The sequence below is a fragment of the Pseudomonas sp. ANT_H4 genome, assembly GCF_008369295.1.
GTDB lineage: Bacteria > Pseudomonadota > Gammaproteobacteria > Pseudomonadales > Pseudomonadaceae > Aquipseudomonas.
The window spans coordinates 17,755-35,677 of record NZ_VOBG01000005.1 but is presented as its reverse complement, the minus strand read 5'-3'; the positions used below and the strand labels follow the sequence as shown (position 1 = coordinate 35,677).

The following is a 17,923-nucleotide window of genomic DNA, read 5'->3' as shown; positions in this document are numbered from 1 at the left end:
GCCCTCAATTAAGAAATCAGTTTCTCAAGATCATTGGCTGATAGACGTTTGAGGGCCTCCAGAGATTTAGTCAGTTCGTCCTGTAACGGTTGCAAATCGCTTTGCAAGCCTTGCAACTGATCACAGAAGTCACGCAGGTTTTCGGTGGCAAACAGCACCTTTAGCGGTACCTCCAGGTTCAATTGCTCGCGAATGCGCATCGTCACCTGGGTGGCCAGCAACGAATGGCCGCCGAGGGCAAAGAAGTTATCATTGAGGCCCACCTGGGCGACCTCCAGTACCTCTTGCCAGATGCCGGCAACGCTCTGCGCCAGTTCGCTGTCCGGCGCCACATAGTCCGTTTGCGACAGGCTGGCGTCAGGCTCGGGTAACGCCTTGCGGTCGAGTTTTCCATTGCCTGTCAACGGCATCTGCTCCAGCAATACCAAATGCGCAGGCACCATGTACTCCGCAAGGTGTGCCTTGAGGCTCCTGCGCAGCTCACCACGCCAGACCGCCTGATCCTCCACTTGCACCGAGGGCACAAGGTAGCCGACCAAGTGCGTACCGCCCACGCCCTCCCGAGCCAGGACTACCGCCTCGCGTACCGATGGCTGATCCAGCAAGCAGGCTTCGATTTCTCCCAGTTCGATACGGAAACCGCGAATCTTTACCTGCTGGTCGATCCGGCCCACATACTCGACCACCCCATCGGCGCGATACCGTGCCAGGTCGCCAGTGCGGTACAAGCGCCCACCTTCGCTGGAGAACAGGTCCGGAATAAAACGCGCGCCGGTCAGATCAGCCCGGTTCAAATAGCCCCGCGCCAATCCTGCCCGCCCCACATAGAGCTCACCGATACAGCCCCTGGCCACCGGGTTGAGCTGCGCATCGAGCACGTACCAGGACAGGTCCGCAATCGCCACGCCGATCGGGCTGGACGCACCATTGTCCAAATCCGCCAACGACAGCGGCCGGTAAGTGACGTGCACCGTGGTTTCGGTGATGCCATACATGTTGATCAGTTGCGGGGCGCAATCGCCGAATCGCGCGAACCAGGGCCGCAGGCTACTCACTTCCAGCGGCTCGCCGCCAAATACGATGTAGCGCAGCAAGAGATCGCGCGAAGACTCTTGCGCGCAGGCCACACCCATCAGTTGCTTGAACGCCGATGGTGTCTGGTTCAACACCGTCACGCGCTCCTGGTAAAGCAGATCGAGGAAGGCGTGCGGCGAACGACTGACCTCTTGCGTCACGATCACCAGGCGGCCACCGTACAGCAGGGCGCCAAAGATCTCCCATACCGAGAAGTCAAATGCGTACGAGTGGAACAGCGTCCAACAGTCATCGGGACCGAAGTTGAACCAGTCCTGGGTAGCCTGGAACAACCGCAGGACGTTTCGGTGCGGTAACAACGTGCCCTTGGGCCTACCGGTGGAGCCGGAGGTGTAGATCACATAGGCCAGGTTATCCGGCGCGACCACCACCTGCGGGTTGTGGTCGAAAACTCCGTGGTCGTCCTCGATCAACAGGCTGCGCACGCCTTGCGGGATCGGCAGGCTGGCAAGTAGTTGGCCTTGAGTCAGCAACAAGGTCAGGCCACTGTCCTGGATCATGTACTGCAATCGATCATCCGGGTAGGCCGGGTCCAGTGGCACATAGGCGCCGCCGGCCTTGAGGATCGCCAGCAAGCCGACGAGCATCTGGAACGAGCGCTCCACCGCGATGCCCACCAGCACTTCAGGCCCAACGCCCTCGGCGATCAAGACATGGGCCAGGCAGTTGGCCTGGCGATTGAGTTCGCCGTAACTGAGGTGCTGGTCGCCCAACACCAGCGCCACGGCATCAGGTGCCCTGGCCGCTTGCAGTTCGATCAAGCGATGGATCGACTCGCCTTGCGGATAGTGGCCCGATACTCCATTCCACTGCTCCAGGGTCAATTGACGCTCATCGTCAGTCAACATTGGCAGCTCGGCAATGCGCGTTCCAGGCTGCACGACGATGCCCTGCAACAGGGTCTGCCAATGCTGCGCCAGGCGTTCAATGGTGCTGCGTTCAAACACGTCACTGGCATAGGTCAGCGAGGCGATCAAACCGGCTTCGCTTTCGGTGGTGTCCAGGACCAGGTCGAACTGCGCGGTTCCACTGTCCCAGGCCAGCCCCTCGATATGCAAATCGTCCAGTTGAGCGGGGCGAGCCGCGCGACTCTGATGGTTAAATAGCACCTGGAACAATGGGCTGTGGCTCAGGCTGCGCTGGGGTTGCAGGGCATCCACCAGTTGTTCGAACGGCAGGTCCTGGTAGGTCTGGGCGTCGAGCACCGACTGGCGAACCTGGCGTAGCAGGTCGCTAAACGAGTCCTGCCCGTCGACCTCGGCGCGCAGCACCTGGGTGTTGACGAAGAAACCCACCAGACCCTCGGTTTCCATGCGGTTACGGTTAGCCACCGGCACGCCGACACGGATGTCCGCCTGACCGCTGTAGCGGTGCAACAACATCTGGAACGACGCCAACAACAGCATGAACAGCGTGACCTGTTCACGTTGCGCCAGGGCCTGCAAACCGTCGGCAAGCTGCGACGGCAAGGCGAAGTCCAGGCGCGCACCGCGAAAGCTCTGCTCGGCTGGGCGCGGAAAATCGAACGGCAATTCCAGCACCGGCTGCTCACCGCCCAGTTTCTCGCGCCAGTACGCCAGTTGCCGGTCACGTTCGCCCTCGGCCATCCGCTGCTTTTGCCAGGCCGCATAATCGGCGTATTGCAGGGGCAGCGGGCTCAACCGGGCCTCGCGACCTTCACAGCCAGCGGCGTAAAGCTGTACCAGTTCGTCGACGATGATCTGCATCGACCAGCCATCAGAAATGATGTGGTGCTGGGTGATCACCAGCACGTGATGATCGGCCTGGATCTCCAGCAACTTGACGCGCATCAGCGGCCCGTTGAACAGGTCGAATGGGCGCTGGATTTCCTCTTCCACCCGCTGTTGGATCGCCCCGGCAGCCACGCGTTGCTGCTCGACAGCCTGCATGCGATGCGGCTGAATCACCTGCCAGGTTCGCTCGCCCTCCTCCACGAAGACGGTGCGCAGGGATTCATGTCGCTGCACCAGGGCCTGGAACGCTTGCTCCAATGCATGCACATTCAGCTCGCCGCGCAAATGCAGCGCAGTTGGTACGTGGTAAGCGGCGCTGTCGGGGTCCAGTTGCCAGAGAAACCACTGGCGCTCCTGGGCCGACGACAACGCCAGCAGCCGACCGCGCTCCAGAGCCACCATCGGCAGGCTTTCCCGGGTTTGCAGGCCCTCGCAGGCCTCGGCAAATGCCTTCAAGGTGGGCTGTTCGAACAGGGTGCGCAGCGCCACTTCAAGTTGCAGGTCATGACGAACCCGGGAAATCACCTGGGTGGCCAGCAGGGAGTGGCCGCCGCGCTCAAAGAAGTGATCGTCGAGGCCGACGCTGTCGACCTGCAACACCGCCTGCCAGATCGCCGCCAGTTGCGCCTGAAGAGGGTTTTGCGGGGCGACGTAGGCAACCTCGGACCGGTTCAGATCAGGCGCGGGCAATGCCCGGCGGTCGAGCTTGCCGTTGTTGTTCAAGGGCAGCGCGCCGAGCAGTAGCACATGGCCCGGCACCATGTAATCAGGCAACGACTGGCGCAAGGTGGCAATCAGTTGCTGGCGAAAGTAAGCCTCGTCGACTGACGGGTCGCTGGCGACGACATACGCCACCAGCTGCGCGCCACTCGGGCTGTGGTGGGCAATGACGGCGGCCTCGCGCACTTGTTCCAGGGCCTGCAGGCAGGCTTCGATTTCGCCCATCTCGATGCGCAAACCGCGAATCTTCACCTGATGGTCGATGCGCCCGGCGTATTCCAGGGCGTCATCGCCGTTGTAGCGAGCCAGGTCGCCACTGCGGTAAAGGCGTGCGCCCGGCAATGGCGAGAACGGGTCCGGCAGGAAGCGCTCGGCCGTCAGTGCGGGACGGTCAAAATAGCACTGGGCCAGACCGACCTCGGCGCCGATGAACAGCTCGCCGACGCCACCGGTTGGCAACAACTGGCCGGCACTGTCGAGGACATACAGCGACCGGCCGTCGATGGCCCGCCCAATGGGAATACCAAACGCATCGCTGGCATCGTCCAGACGGCATTGATGCACGCTGGACACCACCGTGGCCTCGGTCGGGCCATAGGTATTGAGCAGGCGCACCGCGCCCAGGCCGGCTTCATGCCAGACCCGCAAGCCTTCCACGGACATGGCTTCGCCACCCACGTGAACCTGACGCAGGTTGCCCAGGGAACCGCCGCCGAGTGCGCACTCCTTGGCCAGCAGATACCAGTAAGCGGCCGGCAAATCGGCCAGGGTCACGCCCTGGGCAACGATTTCCCGCGCCAGTTGCCCGGCGTCCAGCAGCTCATCGCCGCGCATGATCAGCGCAGCGCCGGCGCACAACGGCGGGTAGCATTGCTCGACAAAGCCATCGAAGCTGAACGTGGCAAACTGCAGCACTCGGTCCTCGGGGCTCAGCACGCTGTAATCCTCAGCGCTCTGGCAGAACTGGCCGAGGGCCGCATGATCAATCGCCACGCCCTTGGGCAGGCCGGTGGAGCCGGAGGTGTAGATCACGTAGGCCAGGTCGGCAGCGACCGCGTGATTGGACGGATTGCTGGCGGGGTAGCTCGCCAGTTCGTCGCCTGTGGGGCTGAAATCCAGGCGCATCAGTTGCTCGGGTAACGGCAGGTCTTCCAGCAGGCCGGTCTCACACAGCAGCAAGTCAAGGCGGCTGTCGGCGAGCATGTAGGCCAGACGCTCGGTGGGGTATTTCGGGTCCAGCGGGACATAGGCGGCGCCACTCTTGAGTACGGCCAGCAAGCTGACAATCAAGTGCGGGCCACGACGGCATGCCAAGCCGACCCGCTGGCCGGGGCCGACGCCGTGCTCCAGCAGGCGATGGGCCAGGCGATTGGCCCGCTCATTGAGTTGGCCATAGCTCAGGGCTTGATCGCCTGCCTGCACAGCCAGGGCCGCGGGTGTGGCCAGGGCCTGGGCAGCGATGCGCTGATGAACCAGCGCGTGACTGAGCGGGGTCGATACTGGCGATTGGCTGAGCGCCAGCACAGCACGACGACCGGGCGCATCCAGCAGTTCCAGGGTGCCCAGGCAAGCCTGGGCATTGGCAACCAACTGCGCCAACAGGTGTTGCAGGTTGACGCTCAACTGACGCACGCCAGCCTCGCTGAAGCACGCCGAGTCGTAGCTGAACGCCAGGCGCAGGCTGGCACCCAGCTCGATGCCCAGGGTCAACGGGTAGTGGGTGCGTTCGTGACTGTGCAGTTCACCAAAGGCCAAGCCGGCGGGCGCGCCTTGCTTGAGCGCCTCGGCCACCGGGAAGTTTTCGAACACCAGCAGGCTGTCGAACAGGGCCGAGCCTTGCTGCCCGGCCCAGGCCTGAATGTCATACAGAGGCACGTGTTCATGGTCACGCAGGCTCAGGTTCAACGCTTGCAGTTCGCTCAACCAAGGCCCGACCCGCTCGGCCGGCCCAGGGCTGCTGATGATGGGCAAGGTGTTGATGAACAAGCCCAACTGCTGCTCGATGCCCGGTAACGGTGCCGAACGCCCGGCCACTGTAGCGCCAAAAGCCACGCAGTCCTGGCCGGTATAGCGTTGCAGCAACAGGCTCCAGGCCCCTTGAAACAGGGTGTTGAGGGTGATTTTTTGCTGACGGGAGAAGTCGATCAAGGCCTGGCTCAAGGCACTGTCGACACTCACCTGATGCTCCGCCATGCCCGTAGCGCCGACGGGAGGCCGCAGCGCATCGGCCAGCAAGGTGGGCGCTTGCAGCGGCGCCAGGGTGGCTTTCCAGAACGCCTCGCCGGCCTGTGATGCTTGCTGTTGCAGCCAGCTCAGGTAATCGCGGAACTGCCCAAGGGGCGCCGGCAATAGATGGCCGGCGTAATGGCTGATGACTTCACCGAGCAGTTGGGCGTTGCTCCAGCCGTCCATCAGGATGTGATGGCTGGTGTAGATCAAATGCCAGGTTTCATCGCCACCGCGCACCAGCATCAGGCGCAACAGCGGCGCGCTGCTCAGTTCAAAGCCCAGTTCGCGTTCGGCGCTGGCCAGGGCATCCCGGTCGGCGTAGATATCGTCGATCACCTGCAACTGCAGGTCCACCTGGCGATGGATCACCTGATGCGCGCTGCCCAGGCCCAGCCAATGGAAGCTGCTACGCAGGATGTCATGGCGGTCGATCGCCGCTTGCCAGGCGCGACCGAAGGCCAGCACATCTAACCCTCGAATATCCAGGCGTAGTTGATTGATGTAAGCCTGCGCCTGAGGCTCATACAAGGTGTGGAACAACATGCCCTGCTGCATCGGCGACAACGGGTAGATATCGTCGAAGGCCTGGCCTTCCACCGGCAGTCGATCCAGTTGTTGTTGGGTCAGGGTCGCCAGGGGGAAATCCGACGCCGTGACCTGGCCCGGCGTCGCGGCGCAGCAGTGCTCGATCAGCGCCTTGAGTTCCCGAGTGTAGGCATCGGCCAACTGCTGGATGGTAGAGGCGCTGAACATCTCGTGGCTAAAACCCCATTGCAACGCCAACTCGCCGCCATACACCTGGCCTTCCACCGTCAGCCAGTTGGCCAGCGGCGCTTGGGGGTCCTGGGCCTGACCGCTGCCCTGGGTAGCCGGAACAAAGAGTGCCGACTCATCGAACTGTCGGTCGAACTGCCCCAGGTAGTTGAAGGTGATACGCGGCGCCGGCAGTGCCGAAAGCGCTTCGCGGGCCGCAGGTTCGCCGAGGTAGCGCAACAGTCCGTGGCCCAGGCCTTTGCCGGGCACGGCGCGCAACTGCTCCTTGATCGATTTGATCGAGGTCGCCAGTTCAGCCGCCGGTTGCAGGCGCACCGGGAACACGCTGGTGAACCAGCCGACGGTGCGGGTCAGGTCCAGGCTATCGAACAGGTCTTCGCGGCCATGGCCTTCAAGCTGGATCAAGGCGGCGTCCTGGCCGCTCCAGCGGCAGACGGCGCGGGCCAATGCAGTCAGCAGCAAGTCGTTGACCTGGGTGCGATAGGCCGCCGGGGCGGTTTGCAGCAGTTGACGGGTCAGCTCGGCGTCGAGGCGGGTTTCGATCTTTTGCCCCAGGCGGTTGTTCAGGCCGCCCTGTGGATTATCACAAGGCAGGTCGGTGGCGCTGGACTGCGCCAGCCAGTACGGCAGTTGGTCGTTGAGGGTCTGCGCGTGGGCATGTAGATGCTGCGCCCAGTGCTGGTAGGCACTGGTCTTGGCCGGCAGTACCGACGGCTGTGCGGCTGCGTGCTGCTGATAAGCCTGCTGCAAATCCTCCAATACGATGCGCCAGGACACGCCGTCCACCACCAGGTGATGGACCACCAGCAGCAAACGCTGGCTGCCATCGGCCAGGTTAATCAGCGCGGCGCGCAACAGCGGCCCCTGTCGCAGGTCGAGGCTGCGTTGCGCCTCGTCACACAGCGCGGCCAATTCATCGACGCTGTCGGCGTGGCATTGCCATAGCCCGGACTCGCTGACCGCTGTGGCGTAGGTTTGGCACCAGCCCTCTGCCTCACCGGCAAAGCGCAGGCGCAAGGCATCATGGTGGTTGATCAGTTGGATCAACGCCGCTTCCAGCGCCGGGACCACCAGCGGTTCACGAGGCGTCAGCAGCAACGACTGGTTCCAGTGATGACGGGCCGGGATAGCCTGCTGGAAAAAAACCTGCTGCACGGGCGTCAGGATTACTTCGCCGCTGACCGAGCCTTGATCGATTGCGTTGTGCTGATCAAAGGTCGCTACCCGCGCCAGGCTGCGCACGCTCTGGTACTGAAACAGGTCCCGTGGGCTCAGGCGAATCCCGGCCTGGCGGGCGCGGCTGACCATCTGGATGGAGATTATCGAGTCGCCCCCCAGTTCGAAGAAGTTGTCTTCCAGGCCGACCTGCTCAACGCCCAGCACATCGCACCAGATCGCCGCCAGGGCTTTTTCAAGATCGCTGCCGGGCGCAACAAAAGCCTGCTGCGGCGCCGCGTCCGGCAACGGTAGCGCCTTGCGGTCGAGCTTGCCGTTGGCGGTGACCGGCAGTTTCGCCAGCGGCATCAGATAGGTCGGCACCATGTATTCCGGCAGGCTGCCCAACAGCCAGGCCTTGAGCTCCTGCTGCCACGGCGTGGTCGGCTCGGCGGCATCCAGCACCAGATAAGCCACCAGCTGTTTGCCGCCCTGCACCAACACCACCGTTTCACGCACCAGAGGGTGCTGCATCAGGCGGGTCTCGATTTCCCCCAGCTCAATGCGCAGACCCCGCAGCTTGACTTGATGATCCAGGCGCCCGAGGTATTCAATCACCCCGTCGGCACGCTGACGCACCCGGTCGCCAGTGCGATACAGGCGCGCACCGGCAGTGAAAGGGCACGGCACGAAGCGCTCGGAGGTCAGCCCCGGACGGCGGTGATAACTGCGGGCCAGCCCGGTGCCTCCCAGGTACAACTCACCCGCAACACCGGCCGGGACCGGGTTCAGTTGCGCGTCCAGCACGTAGGTGCCGAGGTTGGCGATGGGCCGACCGATGGGCACGCTGTCGGCGCCTTCGTCGATGCACGTCCAGTGCGTGACGTCGATGGCCGCTTCCGTCGGCCCATACAGGTTGTACAGCGCCGCGCTCGGCAGTTTGGCGAAGACTTGCAATTGCGCATCCAGCGCCAGAGCTTCACCGCTGCACACGATGCGCTTGAGGCTTGCACAAGCCTGGACACCAGGCTCGTGAATAAACGCCTGGAGCATCGACGGTACAAAGTGCAAGGTGCTGATGTGCTGCTCACGAATGGTTTCGATCAAGCGGGCCGGCTCGCGGTGTTCGCCAGGGGCGGCCACCACCAGGCGCGCGCCGGTCATCAACGGCCAGAAGAACTCCCAGACCGACACGTCAAAACTGAAGGGCGTTTTCTGCAACACCGCGTCGCTGCCGTCCAGGCCGTAGGCGTCCTGCATCCAGCACAACCGGTTGACCAGCGCGCGATGGCTGTTGCCGGCACCCTTGGGTTTGCCGGTTGAGCCCGAGGTATAGATCACATAGGCCAGGTTCAAGCCATGCACCGTCATCGCGACGGGCTCGGTGCTGTAACCCTCAAACCAGTCGGGCTGCGGGTCCAGCATGATGACCTTGACCTCGTTCGCAGGCAGCCTATGCAGCAGGCTGGTCTGGCTGAGCAAGAGGGCAATGCCACTGTCTTCGATCATGTAGGCCAGGCGGTCCAGCGGGTACTCCGGGTCCAGCGGGACGTACGCGCCGCCGGCCTTGAGGATCGCCAGCAGGCCGACCACCATTTCCACGGAGCGCTCGACACAAATGCCCACCAGCACATCCGGACCAACCCCTTGCTGGCGCAAGGCATGGGCCAACTGGTTGGCGCGAGCGTCGAGTTGGGCGTAGCTCAATACCGTCGCGCCGAACACCAGGGCCGGAGCTTGCGGGGTTCGTTGCACCTGATCTTCGATCAACTGATGAATGCCGCGCTCGGTCGGGTACTGCTCATCGGTCTGGTTCCAGCCATGGACCAGCACTAGCCGCTCATCGGCGGCCAGCATTGGCAACTCCCCGATACGCTGGTTGCCATCGACGGCCATGGCCTGCAACAGACTGATCCAGTGCCGGGCCATGCGCTCGATGGAGGCGGAATCGAACAGGTCATTGGCGAAGGTCAGCGCGGCGTGCAGGGTGCCGGACTTTTCATAAGTGTCCAGGGTCAGGTCGAACTGGGTGGTGCGGCCTTGCCATTGCACCAGGGACAGTTCCAGCCCGGAAGCGGTGCTCACCGAAGCGATGTCTGCCACCACTGGCTGGTGGTTGTACATGACTTGGAACAACGGCGTGTGGCTCAAGCTACGCTCGACTTTCAACGCTTCCACCAGGCGCTCGAACGGCAACTCCTGATGGGCTTGGGCGCCCAAGGCGTGCTCCTTGATACCTTGTAACAACTCGCCGACGCGGGTTTGTCCGGTCAGCTCGGTGCGCAGTACCTGCGTGTTGACGAAGAAGCCGATCAGCCCTTCGACCTCAGTGCGGTTGCGGTTGGCAATCGGCACGCCAATACGCAGGTCGCCCTGGCCGGTGTAGCGATGCAGCAGCACATTAAAGGCGCCGAGCAGCAGCATGAACAGCGTGACGTTATGTTGCTGCGCGCAACTGCGCAGTTGCGCGGCCAGCGCCGGATCAATCGCAAAATCATGACGCGTGCCCCGGTAGCTGGGCATGGCCGGACGCGGATGGTCGATGGGCAGTTCCAGCATCGGATGCTCATTGCCCAGACGCGCTTGCCAGTATTCTAGTTGACGAGCCTGTTCGCCCGCCTCCAGCCAGCGGCGCTGCCACAGGGCATAGTCGCTGTACTGGATCGGCAAGGCCGGCAGTTGGGGCGTTTCATTACGTTCATGGGCGTCGTAGCAGCGGATGAACTCGTCGATCAATACATTCATCGACCAGCCATCGGAAACGATGTGGTGCAGGGTCAGCAGAAGCACGTGTTCCTGCTCGGCCAGCTTGAGCAATTGCACCCGAAGCAGCGGCCCATTAGCCAAATCGAAGGGCAATAGTGATTGCCGGGTAGCGGCATCCGTCACCGCGTGTTCACGCGCGGCGGGCGCCAGGGCGCTGAAGTCCACCTGTTCGATGGCCAACGACGGCTGCACTGCGACCTGCAACAAGCGCTCATCGGCCTGGCGCTGGAACACCGTGCGCAAGGTTTCATGACGTTCCACCAGGCTGGCGAACGCTTGCTCCATGGCGGGCAGGCTCAACGCGCCCTTGAGCCGCACAGCCCCCGGCAGGTTATAGGCACCGCTGGCGGGATCCAATTGCCAGAGAAACCACATCCGCTGCTGCGCGTAGGACAGCGCCTGTCGGTCCTCGGCCTCCACGCCTGCCGGAATCGGAAACCGGGAAAAATCCACCCCTTCCTTGTGCAACGCCTGGAGGAACATCTGGCGTTTTTCCAGGGGTAACCCGATAAACCGGCGAGCAAGTTTCAAGGAGTCTTCAGCGTTCATTTCTTGGGATCCGGGGCAATAGGCAGGAAGCACAAAGGCACGTCGTCCCTATAAAACGAATCCGGGAGGGAAAAATTAGCGGCGGGATTTAGTCAGGCGGGAGGCTGCGGGAGGTGTCATCAAGGGTTACATCAAACATCGGAAAGCCTGGCGAAGTCGCCCTATCATTGACGGACCTCATACTTTGCAACTACATTTAGTTGCACGCAGGGAACGCCGTGTCAAAAAATGAAAAGCTGCTCGCCAAATTGCTCAATGAGCAAATGACGTTTACCTGGCCTGAACTCGTTACGCTGTTGCGTCGACTGGGCTACACACAAATCGAAGGGGCTGGTAGCCGGGTCAAGTTCGACAAGGGCGACCCAAGTGCAATGATTACCCTGCACACACCTCACCCCGGTAACGAGTTGAAACATTACATCCGGCGCCAGATCATCGAACAATTGAAATCAGGAGACCTGATTCAGTGAACAACCAGTTGAAACACAAAGGCTATATTGGCTCCATCGAAGCCAGCGTCGAGGACAATTGCCTGTTCGGCAAGCTTCTGTTCATCAAGGCTCTGATCAGCTACGAGGGCCAGACCGTGGCCCAGTTGGAAACAGCCTTTTGCGAGGCTGTGGACGATTACCTCGACACTTGCCAGAAGCTCGGACAAACACCAGAAAAGCCCTGCAAGGGCTCGTTCAACGTTCGAGTCGGCCATGACCTCCATTTAGCCGCCGCCTTGGCGGCTACCCGTCAAAAAGTGACGCTCAACGACCTGACGCGACAAGCTTTGAGCGAGTTCCTGCAACAACATGCGATGGGGTAACCCATCACCCATCATCCCAGCCGCCGATACCCCAACACCGCTGAAACCAACACCACGCCTGCGGCAACCAGCGCCACCCAGAACCCGCTGGGGGCGCCAAAGTGGTCGATCATCCAGCCGGAACTGGCGGCACCGATGGCCACGCCGATGCTCAGGCCGGTGATCAGCCAGGTCATGCCCTCGGTCAAGCGGCTGGGCGGGACAATTTGCTCCACCAGGGCCATGGACACGATCAGGGTTGGGGCAAAGAACAGCCCGGAGAAAAATACCGCCACCGACAGGCCAGGAATGTTCACCACCAGAAGCAACGGCAGCGTGGCTAGCGCCGTGGCCACGCCGCAGTACAGAAACTGCCTTGGCAACGGCGCTGCCAGTTTCAGGGTGCCAAAGGCCAGCCCCGACAGGCACGAGCCGATGGCGTAGACCGACAACACAATACTCGCGGCAGCAGGTTGGCCCTGATGCTGGGCGAGCGCGACGCTGACCACATCCACCACGCCGACAATGGTGCCCATGGCCATCAGCAGGATCATCAGGATCAGCACCGACGGCGACGCAATCAACCAACCCCCGTGATGGCCGTGGTGCTCATGCACCGGTGGCTCGGTCTGGCGTTGCAGGACAAAGGCGCTGACCCCAACGGCCATCAACAACAACGCCATCAACGGCCCTGCTTCGGGAAACAGCACCACGCTCAGCCCCACCGACAGCGGCGGGCCGAGAATGAAGCACACCTCGTCCAGCACCGACTCCAGGGCAAAGGCGGTTTTCAGTTTTGACTGGCCTCGATACAACTCGGTCCAGCGCGCCCGCACCATGGCCGACATGCTGGGCATGCAACCGGCCAGGGCGGCGAACAGGAACAAGGTCCAATTCGGCGCCTGCAAGCGGGTGCACAGCAACACCATCAACAGCGCGCCACCGCCCAGGATTGCCGCCGCCGGCAACACCCGGCCCTGGCCATGGCGGTCCACCAGCCGTGACACCTGGGGTGCGCAAAAGGCCGTGGCCAAGGCAAAGGTCGCCGCCACCGCGCCGGCCAATCCGTAACCGCCGTGAACTTGCGACAGCATGGTGATCAGCCCGATGCCCGTCATGGAAATCGGCATGCGAGCGAGCATGCCCGCCAATACAAAAGCCCTGGAACCTGGCGCCTTGAACAACTCGGCGTAAGGGTTTGCCATGGTGCGTAACCTCTACCTGAATGCCCTGAAATTTGCATCGCGTGTTATCAGGGGCAAAATACATTTGAAACCCCAGGTTTGATAGAGATACACCGCCATCGTCGCATTCCAGCCAATCGGTGAACTTGTGCCAGGCGCCGCCAGTCAGCTAACTGAACGCTCTGGAAAAGGTTGGGTGCTGAATGCGTATCTCGTTGGATCAACAAGTGGCCCTGGTCACCGGCGCCAGTTCCGGGATCGGTGCCGGGGCTGCCAAGGCTCTGGCCGAGGCCGGTGCTGCAGTGGTGCTGAACTACAACGCCCAGGCGGCGCCGGCCCAAGCCTTGGCGGCGCAGATCAATGCCAGCGGTGGCCGGGCGATTGCCCTCGGCGCCGATGTCTCGAAAGAGGCCGATGTCGAGCGACTGTTTGCGCAAACCCTCGACGCCTTCGGCCACCTGGACATTCTGGTGGCCAACTCCGGTATGCAGAAAGACGCCGCAGCCGTGGACATGACCCTCGACGACTGGAACGCCGTCATCGGCGTCAACCTCACCGGCCAGTTCCTCTGTGCCCGCGCAGCCTTGCGTATTTTCAATCGCCAGGGCATCCGCGAAGGTGTCTCCCGGGCCGCCGGAAAAATCATCCACATGAGTTCGGTCCACCAACTCATTCCCTGGGCCGGGCACGTCAACTACGCGGCGTCCAAGGGCGGTGTCGAGATGCTGATGCGCACCCTCGCCCAGGAAGTCAGCCCTCAGCGCATTCGCATCAACGGCATCGCGCCGGGGGCGATTCGCACAGCAATCAACCGCGCCGCCACCGAGGGCGATGCCGAGCAACAACTGCTCAAGTTGATTCCTTACGGTCGGGTCGGCGATGTCGAAGACGTGGCCAACGCGGTGGTGTGGCTGGCCAGCGATGCCTCCGATTATGTGGTGGGCAGCACTTTGTTTATTGATGGCGGCATGAGCCTTTATCCGGAGTTCAGAGGCAATGGTTGATCTGAAGAACGAAGCACAAAGCGCCATTGATGCCCACGGCATCATCGGAGATATGCGCACTGCCGCCCTGGTCAACGACAAGGGCAGCATCGACTTTTTCTGCTGGCCGGAGTTCGACAGCCCGTCGATCTTCTGTTCGTTGCTGGACTCCCCCGCTGCCGGGATCTTCCAACTGACACCGGACTTGCCCGACGCCCGCCGCGAGCAAATTTACCTGCCGGATACCAACGTCCTGCAAACCCGCTGGCTCAGCGATGAGGCGGTGGTGGAAATCACCGACCTGTTGACCATCAGCGAAGAAGTCGACGACCTGCCATTGCTGGTTCGCCGGGTGCGGGTGGTCAGCGGCAAGGCGACGATTCACCTGCGCTGCGCAGTACGCCATGACTACGCCCGTGCGCCAACCCGCGCCACCGCCGACAATGACGACGTGTGCTTTGAGGCGCCTGGTCAACCCGGCCTGCGCCTGGCCAGCAGCCACGCCCTGCAGATCGACGGCGACGCAGCCGTCGCCAGCTTCACCCTGGAACAGGAACAAGGCGCCGAATTTGTCCTCGGCGGCATCGACGATCCCAGGATTGAAAGCACCAGCACCGACCTGTGCCTGGAGCGCACCTTGAAGTTCTGGCGCGGCTGGATCGCCCAGTCCAACTATCGCGGACGCTGGCGGGAAATGGTCAACCGCTCGGCTTTGGCCTTGAAGCTTCTGACCTCGCGTAAACACGGCGCCATCGTCGCCGCCGCCACCTTCGGCCTGCCGGAAACCCCCGGCGGCGAGCGCAACTGGGACTACCGCTACACCTGGATCCGCGATGCGTCGTTCACCGTCTACGCCTTTATGCGCCTGGGCTTTGTCGAGGAAGCCAACAGCTACATGCGCTGGTTGAAGGGCCGGGTCAGCGACTGCTGCGGCGCGCCCATGAAGATCAACATCCTGTATGGCATCGACGGTCGCCAGGAACTGCCCGAAACCGCGCTGAGCCACCTGCGCGGCCATGGCGGCGCGCAACCGGTACGTATCGGTAATGAGGCCTACGACCAGGTACAGCTGGATATTTTCGGCGAACTGATGGACGCGGTGTACCTGGTCAACAAATACGGCGAAGCCATCTCCCATGAAGGCTGGAAACACACCCTGGAAGTGGTGGGTCAGGTCTGTGAAACCTGGAACCACAAAGACGTCGGCATCTGGGAGATGCGCGGCGAACAGCATCACTTTCTGCATTCGCGGCTGATGTGCTGGGTGGCCCTGGACCGCGCCATTCGCCTGGCCTCCAAACGTTCGCTGCCGGCGCCGTTCGCCCTTTGGGACCAGACCCGCCAGGCGATTCATGAAGATATCTGGAGCAATTTCTGGAACGAAGAACGCGGGCATTTCGTGCAGCATATCGGCAGCACCCAACTCGACGGTTCGATGCTGCTGATGCCGCTGGTGCGCTTCGTTGCCGCTACCGATCCGCGCTGGTTGTCGACCCTGGACGCGATCCAGAAAAGCCTGGTGCGCGATGGCATGGTCTACCGCTATCGCAACGACGATAGCCAGATCGACGGCCTGCAAGGCACCGAAGGCGCGTTTGCCGCCTGTTCATTCTGGTACGTCGAATGTTTGGCCCGTGCAGGCCAAGTGGAAAAGGCGCACCTGGAGTTTGAGCAGTTGCTGCGCTACGCCAATCCGCTGGGTTTGTATGCCGAGGAGTTCGACAGCCAGGCACGACATCTGGGCAATACGCCACAAGCGTTGAGCCATTTGGCGTTGATCAGCGCGGCTACGTTTCTGGATCGCAAGCTGAGTGGCGTGAAAACCGTCTGGCAGCCTTGAGGGGGACAAGCCCACCCGCCACAGGTTATTTTGCAATTATCAAAAGCTATGTATATATCGGTGCGACCGTTTTACTGCACCGCCAGATATTCAAGGAAAGAATATGACCCAGCACATACGACGAAGCATAAGCGCCACTCCACGGCCAATCTTGAGCTGAAGTGAGATGTGGGAAGGCAGCGACAAAGGGCTGATCAAATGCTGGGAGGTCGGCCAAGAGTTTGCAGCAAAACAACCTGAGCTTGCACAAGCTTGCCTCGCTGGTGAGCTTCCCCCGCTAGGCTGGAAAGGTGGGGTGAGCCGTAGCCTTAAAAAACTCGAAAAGTTCGGTTCCCTCAACTACCTAGCACAGTGGCAAGGACTTCGCAGTGAGAGCCTTGACATCGATCCTACCTTGGAAACCGCGCTGACCTGTTCGCGCACCCAGATGATCGTCACCTTCACGCCGGACAAGGCTAAATATTTCAATCAGTCCCCCGAAACAGAAAACTAGAGAGCAAGAACGCATGGTCGACCTGTATCAGGAATTCGAAAATAGCCGTTTCTTCCACAAGGCACGTATTGATCGGCGCTCTGCCGATGCGCTGCTCGGCATCACCTCTGGATTGGCAGCCGATGGAAAAATCAATCAACTGGAAGCCGAGTTTCTCAAGACCTGGATCGAAACTCACCTGATCCACCTGGAAGACCCTGTTGTCAATATTCTCTATCAGCGCCTCACCAGCATGCTGAGCGACGGGGTTCTGGATGAGGAAGAGTCCGCAGAACTGTTGGAAATGCTGCGCCAGTTTGGGGGCGTTACCGTAGGCGTTCCCCTACGTGCAACTTCAGCCACAAGCCTTCCACTGAACGACCCTGTTCCTACATTGAATTGGCTGGATCAGGTCTTCCTATTCACCGGCATTATGGCTTATGGGCCTCGCAAGGAATGTGAATCACTGGTCATCGAACGAGGCGGATTGATTGGCAACTCGGTCAGCAAAAAAGTCCATTTCCTGGTGATTGGCAGCGTCGGCAACGAGCAATGGCTTCACAGTTCTTATGGCACAAAGATCAAAAAAGCCGTCGAGTTGAGAAACAGCGGTGCCCCTATAGCCATCATCAGCGAAACCCACTGGCAAAAGGTGTTGTTCGACTGATGCCGATCCTCTCCATCCTCATCCACACCCCCAACTGGCGCGTCGCTACCGAGTGGTACGCCGCTGCGTTTCCAGCGGCCACGCGCGTTTATCACGAGCCGGACGATTTCGGTCACCTGGATATGGACGGTGTGGCTATCGAGATTGTGAATGCCGATAACAAGGTCGCCAGCGGCGCAGCCGGGTCGGTGGTGTACTGGCGAGTGGTGGATATTCAGCAGGAAGTACAGCGGCTGGTTGCCCTGGGAGCCACGCTGTATCGCGGACCGATGACGATTGAGGACGGGCACTGGATATGCCAGGTGCGTGATCCGTGGGGCAATTGCATCGGATTGCGCCAGCCTGGAGGTGCGACATGAGTGCTTTCCCGACCCTGTACACCGAACGCTTGCTGCTAAGGGAGTTGGTCGCCAGCGATGCCCCGGCTCTGTTTTCGATTTATCGCGATGCCGAGGCCATGCAGTGGTTTGGCGTTGATCCCATGACGGACCTGCTTCAGGCCCAGGCCTTGATCGAGACCTTTGCTCAGTGGCGCACCCAGGCCAATCCTGGTACACGCTGGGGGCTGGAATGCGACGGCCAATTACTGGGCACCTGTGGTTTTTTCAAGTGGAATCGGGGCTGGAGCAGTTGTTCGCTGGCTTGTGAGCTGGCACCCAAGGCTCGGGGCCGAGGGTTGATGGGTGAAGCGCTGCGGGCCATGCTCGATTGGGGTTTTGCCAAAATGAAATTACATCGCGTCGAAGCCCTGGTGCACCCGCAGAACCTCGCGTCGCTGGCATTGCTTGGACGTCTGGGGTTCGGCAAGGAAGGTACGTTGCGCGAGGCGGGGTTCTGGGCCGGCCAGCGTCAGGACCTGCACATATTGGCGTTACTGGCCCATGATTATCCGACAGCATCCAAGGTAATTTCCGGCTAAATTCCCTCAGTCTTCTGTCCCTT

General features: G+C 61.5%; 9 protein-coding genes and 1 pseudogene. 8 read left to right on the top strand and 2 right to left on the bottom strand.

Features of this window, described 5'->3' with window-relative positions:
* Positions 1-8: 8 nt before the first annotated feature.
* Entirely contained in the window at positions 9-11,042 is an 11,034-nt protein-coding gene (locus FQ182_RS08165; protein WP_149413672.1) for a non-ribosomal peptide synthase/polyketide synthase, read from the bottom strand.
* A gap of 218 nt (positions 11,043-11,260) precedes the next feature.
* Here FQ182_RS08165 and FQ182_RS08160 point away from each other — a divergent pair, with 218 nt between their 5' ends.
* Positions 11,261-11,512: a type II toxin-antitoxin system HicA family toxin gene (locus FQ182_RS08160; RefSeq protein ID WP_149413673.1), complete on the top strand. Its 252-nt coding sequence runs from the start codon at positions 11,261-11,263 to the stop codon at positions 11,510-11,512.
* Positions 11,509-11,856: a type II toxin-antitoxin system HicB family antitoxin gene (locus FQ182_RS08155; RefSeq protein ID WP_149413674.1), complete on the top strand. Its 348-nt coding sequence runs from the start codon at positions 11,509-11,511 to the stop codon at positions 11,854-11,856. The genes FQ182_RS08160 and FQ182_RS08155 overlap by 4 nt, the downstream gene beginning before the upstream one ends.
* An 11-nt stretch (positions 11,857-11,867) precedes the next feature.
* Here the strand turns inward: FQ182_RS08155 and FQ182_RS08150 are convergent, their stop codons facing one another.
* On the bottom strand, positions 11,868-13,040 hold the full coding sequence (locus FQ182_RS08150; protein WP_149413675.1) for an MFS transporter: 1,173 nt from the start codon (positions 13,038-13,040) through the stop codon (positions 11,868-11,870).
* A 182-nt stretch (positions 13,041-13,222) separates the two neighbouring features.
* On the opposite strand from FQ182_RS08150, the gene FQ182_RS08145 reads away from it, so the two are divergent.
* From FQ182_RS08145 to FQ182_RS08120, 6 genes and pseudogenes are all read left to right on the top strand, one after another.
* On the top strand, positions 13,223-14,023 hold the full coding sequence (locus tag FQ182_RS08145; protein ID WP_149413676.1) for a glucose 1-dehydrogenase: 801 nt from the start codon (positions 13,223-13,225) through the stop codon (positions 14,021-14,023).
* Positions 14,016-15,842: a glycoside hydrolase family 15 protein gene (locus tag FQ182_RS08140; protein ID WP_149413677.1), complete on the top strand. Its 1,827-nt coding sequence runs from the start codon at positions 14,016-14,018 to the stop codon at positions 15,840-15,842. Before FQ182_RS08145 ends, FQ182_RS08140 begins: the two co-directional genes overlap by 8 nt.
* 103 nt (positions 15,843-15,945) lie before the next feature.
* Positions 15,946-16,335 (top strand): annotated as a pseudogene (locus FQ182_RS08135) (hypothetical protein).
* 13 nt (positions 16,336-16,348) lie between these two features.
* Complete coding sequence (locus tag FQ182_RS08130; RefSeq protein ID WP_149413678.1) at positions 16,349-16,981, top strand: BRCT domain-containing protein; 633 nt, start codon at positions 16,349-16,351, stop codon at positions 16,979-16,981.
* Entirely contained in the window at positions 16,981-17,340 is a 360-nt protein-coding gene (locus tag FQ182_RS08125; RefSeq protein WP_149413679.1) for a VOC family protein, read from the top strand. The genes FQ182_RS08130 and FQ182_RS08125 overlap by 1 nt, the downstream gene beginning before the upstream one ends.
* Positions 17,337-17,900 carry a GNAT family N-acetyltransferase gene (locus tag FQ182_RS08120; RefSeq protein ID WP_149413680.1) on the top strand — a complete coding sequence of 188 codons (564 nt, stop codon included), beginning with the start codon at positions 17,337-17,339 and terminating at the stop codon, positions 17,898-17,900. Before FQ182_RS08125 ends, FQ182_RS08120 begins: the two co-directional genes overlap by 4 nt.
* The last annotated feature ends 23 nt before the right edge of the window (positions 17,901-17,923 follow it).